This window comes from Demequina mangrovi, assembly GCF_000759715.1.
GTDB lineage: Bacteria > Actinomycetota > Actinomycetes > Actinomycetales > Demequinaceae > Demequina > Demequina mangrovi.
The window spans coordinates 73,445-81,649 of record NZ_BBLU01000016.1 but is presented as its reverse complement, the minus strand read 5'-3'; the positions used below and the strand labels follow the sequence as shown (position 1 = coordinate 81,649).

The 8,205-nt window shown below is 72.0% G+C and carries 6 protein-coding genes; 4 read left to right on the top strand and 2 right to left on the bottom strand.

The window, feature by feature from the left end:
* The 4 genes from TR42_RS15070 to TR42_RS12280 all read left to right on the top strand — a co-directional run.
* Nucleotides 1-398, top strand: a 398-nt coding sequence (locus tag TR42_RS15070) for a hypothetical protein (RefSeq protein WP_161786647.1), incomplete at its 5' end; no start/stop codon positions are given.
* 64 nt (nt 399-462) lie between these two features.
* Nucleotides 463-3,039 (top strand): DNA helicase PcrA, encoded by a 2,577-nt coding sequence (gene pcrA / locus TR42_RS12290; protein ID WP_042216296.1) that lies wholly within the window; start codon nt 463-465, stop codon nt 3,037-3,039.
* 41 nt (nt 3,040-3,080) lie between these two features.
* On the top strand, nt 3,081-3,698 hold the full coding sequence (locus tag TR42_RS12285) for a hypothetical protein (RefSeq protein ID WP_042216294.1): 618 nt from the start codon (nt 3,081-3,083) through the stop codon (nt 3,696-3,698).
* A gap of 70 nt (nt 3,699-3,768) precedes the next feature.
* The gene (locus TR42_RS12280; protein WP_042216292.1) at nt 3,769-4,722 is read left to right on the top strand and encodes an L-lactate dehydrogenase; all 954 of its coding nucleotides are present in this window, start codon (nt 3,769-3,771) and stop codon (nt 4,720-4,722) included.
* 58 nt (nt 4,723-4,780) lie between these two features.
* Here TR42_RS12280 and cysM read toward each other — a convergent pair whose 3' ends face one another.
* Entirely contained in the window at nt 4,781-5,686 is a 906-nt protein-coding gene (cysM, locus tag TR42_RS12275) for a cysteine synthase CysM (protein WP_042216290.1), read from the bottom strand.
* Nucleotides 5,687-5,823: 137 nt separating this feature from the next.
* Nucleotides 5,824-7,989, bottom strand: a complete 2,166-nt coding sequence (locus TR42_RS12270; protein WP_052406072.1) for an MMPL family transporter — start codon at nt 7,987-7,989, stop codon at nt 5,824-5,826.
* Between the last annotated feature and the right edge of the window lie 216 nt (nt 7,990-8,205).

Genomic DNA, 8,205 nt, shown 5'->3' with positions numbered 1-8,205 from the left:
GCGGAGCGCTGTCCGGCGGCGTGCCGCCCGCGCCGCCGCGCCGCGACCCCGCGGAGCCCGGTGCGACACGGCGCAGCCTCCGGGCGTCGCGTCCCGAGCAGGAGCCGGCGCCCGAGGAGCAGTCGGACGCCGCGGTGCGCGCCAGCCGCGTCGAGATGCTCGCCGACCTCATGCCCAAGCTCCACGGGCTCTCCGACGACCGCCGTCCCGAGATGCGCGCGCTGTACGCGCTGTGCTTCTCGATGATGGCCTCCGAGGGGCTCGCGCATGCGGACCGCGAGGTCTGGCGCGCGCTGCTCGGCCTCAGCAAGTACGACGAGGACCCGCAGGTGAGGCGCATCGCCGATGCGGCGCTCACCGACCTCGAGCGCCACGGCACGGTGCCCCGCTCCGGCTGAGACCGCCGCGGATCTCCCCAGGGGGTGGGGCGACGTCCGTCCCAGCGCCTAGAATTCTCGGGTCATGGATGCGCTCTTCGATCTCGACGGCTCCGTCCCCAGCGAGCCCCAGCCCACCCCGCCCGCGAGCTCCGCACCGGAGCCCGTCGAGCCCGAGCCCGTCGAGCCGGAGCCCGTCGAGCCGGAGCCCTGGCCCGAGGACGCGTACGCGTCCGAGCACGAGCCCGAGCCGGAGGACGCCTGGATCCCGCCGGCCCCCATCCTCACGGGCCACCGGAAGCCCGCGCCCGCCGCGAACCGGCCCGTGCGCGGCGCATCGTCCCTTGTCGAGGGGCTCAACGCGCCCCAGGCCGAGGCCGTCACCCACCAGGGTGAGGCGCTGCTCATCATGGCGGGCGCCGGCTCGGGCAAGACCCGCGTGCTCACGCACCGCATCGCGCACCTGCTCGAGACCCACCGCGCGCGGCCGCACCAGATCCTCGCCATCACCTTCACCAACAAGGCCGCGGCGGAGATGCGCGAGCGCGTCGAGGCGCTCGTGGGCCCCGAGGCGCGCGGCATGTGGGTCGCGACGTTCCACAGCGCGTGCGTGAGGATCCTCCGCAGCGACCACCAGCTCGCGGGGCTCTCCTCGTCGTTCTCGATCTACGACACGTCGGACTCGGTCAACCTCATGAAGCTCGTCATGAAGGAGCTGAACCTCGACCCGAAGAAGTTCACGCCCAAGGCGATCCTGGGACGCATCGGCAAGTTCAAGGACGAGCTGATCGAGCCCGAGGTCGCGCTCGCGGGCGCGTCGATGGCGTCCAAGTTCTCGATCGAGCACGCCGCCGCGACGGCGTACCCGCTCTACCAGCGCCGCCTCGAGGCCGCCAACGCCGTCGACTTCGACGACATCATCGTCAAGACCGTCAAGCTGGTGCAGGAGCACCCCCAGGTCGCGCGTGCCTACCGCGAGCGCTTCCGCCACATCCTGGTCGACGAGTACCAGGACACCAACCACGCGCAGTACGTGCTGGTGCGCGAGCTCGTGGGCCCGGCGGACGATGCCTCGCTGCCCGCCGGCGAGCTCACGGTCGTGGGTGACGCGGACCAGTCGATCTACGCCTTCCGCGGCGCGACCATCCGCAACATCATGGAGTTCGAGAAGGACTACCCGAACGCGCACATCGTGCGCCTCGAGCAGAACTACCGCTCGACCCAGAACATCCTCACGGCGGCCAACACGGTCATCCAGAACAACTCCGACCGCCGGCCCAAGAACCTGTGGACCGACTCCGGCGCGGGCGCGAAGATCAAGGGCTACGCCGCGGACACCGAGCAGGGCGAGGCGCAGTACATCGCGACCGAGATCCGCCGGCTCATCGACGAGGACGGCATCGAGCCCAACGACATCGCGATCATGTACCGCGCCAACGCGCAGTCCCGCGCAGTCGAGGAGCGCTTCATCCGCGCCGAGATCCCCTACAAGGTGGTCGGCGGCACGCGCTTCTACGAGCGCAAGGAGATCAAGGACATGCTCGCGTACCTCGCCGCCGTGGTGAACGAGGACGACGACGTGGCCACCCGCCGCATCATCAACGAGCCCAAGCGCGGCATCGGCGACACGGCGGTCGAGTCCGTCGAGGGCGTGCGCCGCACGCTCGTCGCGGCGGGCCAGGAGGCCAGCTTCGGCACCGCGCTGCGGCATCTGGACGATGCCGGTCTCCAGGCCCGCTCGCAGCGCGCGATCGAGGACTTCGTGCGGCTCATGGACGACCTCCGCGCGCTCGCGAAGGACAACGGCCCCGCGGGCGTGCTCGACGCGATCGCGGACCGCTCCGGCCTGCTCGCCTCGCTGCGCAAGTCCGAGGACCCGCAGGACGCGAGCCGGATCGAGAACATCATGGAGCTCGTCGCCGTGGGGCGTGAGTTCTCCGAGGACAACCCCGAGGGCACCCTCGCGGACTTCCTCGAGAAGGTCGCGCTGGTCGCCGACGCGGACCAGGTCCCCGACTCGGACGGCACCGGCGGCGTGGTGACGATGATGACGCTCCACACCGCGAAGGGCCTCGAGTTCCCGGTGGTGTTCCTCACCGGCATGGAGGACGGCACGTTCCCGCACATGCGGTCGATCGAGTCGGGCGACACCAAGGACATGGAGGAGGAGCGGCGCCTCGCGTACGTGGGCCTCACCCGCGCCCGCGAGCGGCTGTACCTCACCCGCGCCGAGGCGCGGTCCTCGTGGGGCGCGCCGCAGTACTTCGGCGCGAGCCGCTTCGTCGAGGAGATCCCCGACGAGCTCATGGAGTGGACGCGCGCCGCGGTGACCATGTCCTCGCTGCGCGAGCGCTCGGACCGCGGCTCGTCGCGCTCCGGGTCGTGGTCCGGCATGAACTACGGCGGCAATCAGGACCGCGGCGACGGCAACACGTACTCGCGCGCGGGCGCGGTCACCACCAAGCGCGTGCCGCCGAGCCCGCCGGGGGCCGGCGCGGGCGACATCGGCTTCGAGGTCGGCGAGCGCGTGCTGCACGACAAGTTCGGCATGGGCAAGGTGGTCGGCACCGAGGGCGTGGGCCGCAACGCGGTGGTGAAGGTCGACTTCGGTGGCGAGGTCAAGCGCCTGGTGCTGCGCTTCAACTCCCTCGACAAGCTGTAGGCCGCGGCGCTAGCGTTCCCCCAGATATCTCTGGGGGGACGATGCGCTGGTGGCTCGTGGGCGGCGTGGTCGCCGTGCTCGTGGTGGCGGCGCTGTCCGCGCCGTTCCTGCCGGCGGCGAGCCTCACGGAGGAGCCGGTCACGGGCGCGTGGACCTTGACGGAACCCGAGTCGGGTGCCTGCGTCGAGGTCACCTTCGACGCGACGCTCGTCGGCCGCGAGGTGAAGCCGGTCGTCGCGCAGCTGCCGTGGCGGCGCTGGGACGACACCCGGCTCGTCGACACCACGATCGCCGTGCGGGTGCCCGACGCGTGCGGGTCCGCGACCGCCGCGGCCGGGGTCGCGGAGATCGGCGGCTCCGTGCTCGTCGGTGACGGCGAGTGCCGCGACTACGAGCCCTGGGCCGCCGACGAGCCGCCGATCTTCGACGTCCGGTTCGGCTGCGGCGGCGGGGGGATGCACCTGCGCGTCGTGACGGACGAGCCCGCGCTCGGGCATGCCGGGCACACCGACGCGGGCGAGGCGGGCTTCCACGCGGACCCGCGCGGCTGCGTCTCCGCGCTCGGCGCGGGCGCGCTGCTCCTCGGCACGACGGACTACCTCCTGAGCGAGGCGGACGGCGGCGCGGGCGAGGTGCGCGCGTGCCTCGCGCGCTCCTGAGCGCGGCCCGACACCCGCGCATCGTCGCGCCGGACTAGGCTCATCCTGGACTGATCTCAGGGAGGGTGGCATGTCGGACAAGACTTCGAAGGTGTCGATCGTCGGCGCGGGAGCCGTGGGTTCGACCCTGGCGTACGCAGGCCTGATGCGCGGATTCGCGCGCACGGTCGCGCTGTACGACATCAACACGGCGAAGGTCGAGGCGGAGGCGCTCGACCTCGCGCAGGGCATCCAGTTCATGCCCGAGGCGACGGTGCTCGGCTCGTCGGACATCGGCGTGGTCGAGGGCTCGGACGTGGTGGTCATCACCGCGGGTGCGAAGCAGCAGCCGGGCCAGACCCGCATGGACCTCGCGGGCGCGACGATCGGCCTCATGGACAAGGTGCTTCCGCCGCTGCTCGAGGTCGCGCCGAACGCGATCTACATCCTCGTGACGAACCCCGTCGACGTGGTGACGTACGCCGCGATCAAGAAGTCCGGCATGGACCCGTCGCGCATGTTCGGCTCCGGCACCGCGCTCGACACGTCGCGTCTCCGCCACCAGATCGCCGACTACTGCGACATCGCAGTCGGCAACGTGCACGCGTACATCGCGGGCGAGCACGGCGACTCGGAGGTCGCGCTGTGGTCCTCGGCCACCATCGGCGGGCAGCCGCTGGTCGACTGGCGCGGCCGCGACGGCGAGGTCGTCATGACCCCCGAGGTGCGCGAGCGGATCCACCACGACGTCATGCGCTCCGCGTACACGATCATCGAGGGCAAGGGCGCGACCAACTACGCCGTCGGCGCCGCCGGAGCGCGCATCGTCGAGGCCGTCCTGGGCGACCAGCGCCGCATCATGCCGGTGTCGACGCTCATCGACTACCCCGGCGTCGGCGAGGTGTGCATGTCGCTGCCCGCGGTGATCGGCCGCAACGGCATCGAGCACCAGGCCGCGACCCCGATGGACGACGAGGAGAAGGCGGCCCTCGAGGCCTCCGCGCGCTCGATCAAGGAGACCGCGAACCGCTTCGGCGTCGGCTGACGCGATCCGACGATGCTCCGGTCGCCCGTGCGGGTGGCCGGGGCGTCTCGCGTCCGGATCAGTCCGTCGCGAACAGATCCGTCGAGAGGTAGCGGTCGCCCCGGTCGGGGACGATGAAGACGATGGTCGCGTCGCGCTCCGTCGCCGCGAGCCCGAGCGCGACGTGGGCCGCGCCGCCCGCGCTCATCCCCGCGAGGATGCCCTCCTCGCGGGCCAGCGCGCGCGTGGTGCGCGTCGCATCGTCCTGATTCACGTTCCGCACCTCGTGCGGGACGGTGGGGTCGAAGATGCGGGGGAGGAACTCGGGCTCCCACGCGCGGATGCCCGGGATGCGGGAGCCCTCCTCCGGCTGCACGCCCACGATGCGGACGGCATCGCTCAGCTCCCGCAGGCGACGGCCGGTGCCGGTGAGCGTGCCCGTGGTGCCCATCGAGGACACGAAGTGCGTGACCCGGCCGCCGGTCTGGGACCAGATCTCCTCGGCGGTCGCCGCCATGTGCGCGGCGGGGTTCGCGGGGTTCGCGAACTGGTCCAGCTGGACGCCCTCGCCCGCGGCCTCCATCGCGTCGGCGGTGGTGCGCGCGAGCTCCATGCCTCCGGCCGGATCGGTGAGCACCAGCCGCGCGCCGTACGCGGTCATGGTGCGGGCGCGCTCGACCGAGAGGTCCGCGGGCATCACCAGCACCATGGCGTAGCCGCGCACCGCGGCGACCATCGCGAGGGCGATGCCGGTGTTGCCGCTCGTGGCCTCGATCACGGTGTCGCCGGGGCGGATGCGGCCCTCGGCCTCGGCCGTCGCGATCATCGACAGCGCGGGGCGGTCCTTGACGGAGCCCGCGGGGTTGGTGCCCTCGAGCTTCGCGAGCACCACGGTGCCGCGCTCGGCGGCGTCCGCGGCGAGGCGTTGGAGCCTCACCAGGGGCGTGCGGCCGATGGTCTCCTCGATGGTCGGGTAGTCGCGCATGCCCCTCATCTTGGCCAGGCTGCTGCATGAGTGCCAAGTACCTGCGGTTTCCGGCGCTCATGCAGCAGGCGGGCGACGATGCCCCCGGACCGCGACGATGCCCCCGGCCTTGACCGGGGGCATCGCGCGTGGCGGGCTCAGACGCCCACGAGCTCCTTCTCGCGCGGGGGCTCGGACGCGCGGCCCTCGACGGAGACCTGCGGCAGCCATCCGAGCCACCGGGGGAGCGTCCAGTTGCGCTCGCCCAGGAGGGTCATGAGCGACGGCACCAGGATGGTGCGGACGATGGTCGCGTCGATGATCACCGCGGCCGCGAGCCCGAAGCCCATCTGCTGGAACTCCGCGAGGTCGCCCAGCGAGAAGCCGAGGAACACCGCGACCATGATGAGCGCCGCGCCCGTGATGAGCGAGCCGGTGCGGGACAACCCGAACACCACCGCGTCCTTGGTGTCGCCCGTCGAGTCGTAGCGCTCCTTGATGCGGCTGATGAGGAACACGTGGTAGTCCATCGACAGCCCGAACAGGACCGCGAACAGGAACAGGGGGATCCACGGCGCGATGCCGTCGACCTGCGCGAAGCCCAGCAGGTCCGAGCCCCATCCGAACTGGAACACGCCGACCAGGAGGCCGAAGGCTGCGGCGGCCGAGACCACGTTGAGCGCGATCGCGGTGAGCGGGATCGCGATCGACCGGAACGCGATGAGCAGGAGCAGGAAGCTCGCGCCGAGCACGATCGCCAGCACCAGCGGCACGCTGTCGAGCATGACGTCGGCGAAGTCGACCGCCTCGGCCTGGCCGCCGCCCACGTTCGCGGTCGCCTCGGTGCTGTCGAGCGCCGCGGGGACGAGGTCCGCGCGCAGGCGGTCGAGCGCCTCCTCGGCGGCCGGGTCGGCGGAGTCGAACACGTCGCGCGTGTCGATGAACGCCGTGGTGCCGTGCCAGTCGACGGTGGTCTCCGCGAAGGCCGGGTCCGCCTCGATCGCGCTCGCGAGCCCCTCGACCGCGGAGGCCGAGCCGCCGGCATCGTCGATCGCGACCAGGGTCGAGGACTGGCCGTAGCCGAAGTCGTCGACCAGCACCTCCATGCCCTGGCGCACGTCGTTGTCCTCCGGCAGCGCGTCGAGGCCCGGGAAGGTCAGGCGGATCGAGAGCAGCGGGACGGAGAGCGCGAGCAGCACCGCGAGGCCGCCGGCGGCGAAGACCGCCGGACGCGCGACCACGCTGCGGGCGATGGCGCTCCACACGCGCGGCTCGCGGCCCGGGTGGGCGGTGGGGATGCGACCGCGGTTGACGCGGTGGCCCAGGAGCCGCAGCACCGCCGGCAGCAGGGTCAGCGCCGTGATGACGGCCATGACCGCGACGATCATCGCGCCCGCGCCGAGCGAGCGCATGATGGTCGACGGCACCACGAGCATCCCGACGAGCGAGATGAGCACGGTGACGCCCGAGAACAGGATCGCGCGGTTGGCGGTGGAGCCGGTGATCGCGACCGCGTCCTTCACGGTGCGGCCGTGGGCGAGCTCCTCGCGGAAACGCTGCACCGCGACGAGGCTGTAGTCGATGCCGAGCGCGAGGCCCATCATCGTGATCATGTTGACGATGAAGAACGACAGCTCGAACACCTGACCCACGATCGCGGTGGCGCCCACCGCGGTGGTGATCGACACGAGCGCGACCATGAGCGGCAGGCCCGCGGCGACGAGCGCGCCGAAGACGATGACGAGGATCACGAGCGCGACCGCGATGCCGATCATCTCGCCGCGGACCAGGGTGTCCTCCGCGAGCGAGTCGAAGATGACCTCGGCGGTGGTGTCGCCCACGTTGTGGAGCGTGAAGCCCGCGGCCTCGGCCTCGTCGGTGGCCGCCGAGACGGCCTCGCCGACCGTGTCGGAGTCCGCGTCGACCACCGCGGTGACGAGCGCGGTGCGACCGTCCTCGGAGACCGGGTACGGCTCCTCGGCGCTCGGAGCCGTCACGGACCGCACGCCCGGCAGGCCCTCGAGGCCCGCGACCACGCGGTCGACCGCATCGGTGAACTCGACGTCGCCCCACTGCGCGGACTCCGCCGTGATGACCACGGTCTCGTCGATGGTCGACTGGTCTCCCGCCCGCAGCTCCTCGCTGCGGTCCGCGGCGGCGTCGGACTCGGTGGCGACCAGCATGCGGTCGTCCTGGGTGAGGGCGTCACCGAGGCCCCCGGCCGCGACGACCGCGGCGACGATCGCCAGCAGCCACACGGTGATGGTGATCCACGGCCGTGCGGCCGCGGTGCGGGCGATGCGCCCGGTGATGCCAAGCTCCATGATCCCCTCCTCGAGATCGCCGGGACCTCCCGGCTACCTCGACGCTAGGAGCGCGACCCCCCTGGGATCTGCGCGCTCAGGGACGATTCGGACATGCCCTCCGGGTGAATCCCGCATGGTCCTCGCGGGGGAGGAGGCCCGAGGGCTCCCTCCGGCGGGGGAAGGGATCCATCCGGGCGAGCGAGGACGCATCGGCCCTGGTCGCGGCACGATGGA

What these genes read in the sequence shown, in the direction of transcription:
- TR42_RS12285 (WP_042216294.1), top strand. Translation starts at nt 3,081, where the DNA reads ATGCGCTGGTGGCTCGTGGGCGGCGTGGTCGCCGTGCTCGTGGTGGCG.
- pcrA (WP_042216296.1), top strand. Translation starts at nt 463, where the DNA reads ATGGATGCGCTCTTCGATCTCGACGGCTCCGTCCCCAGCGAGCCCCAG.
- TR42_RS12270 (WP_052406072.1), bottom strand. Translation starts at nt 7,989, where the DNA reads ATGGAGCTTGGCATCACCGGGCGCATCGCCCGCACCGCGGCCGCACGG.
- cysM (WP_042216290.1), bottom strand. Translation starts at nt 5,686, where the DNA reads ATGCGCGACTACCCGACCATCGAGGAGACCATCGGCCGCACGCCCCTG.
- TR42_RS12280 (WP_042216292.1), top strand. Translation starts at nt 3,769, where the DNA reads ATGTCGGACAAGACTTCGAAGGTGTCGATCGTCGGCGCGGGAGCCGTG.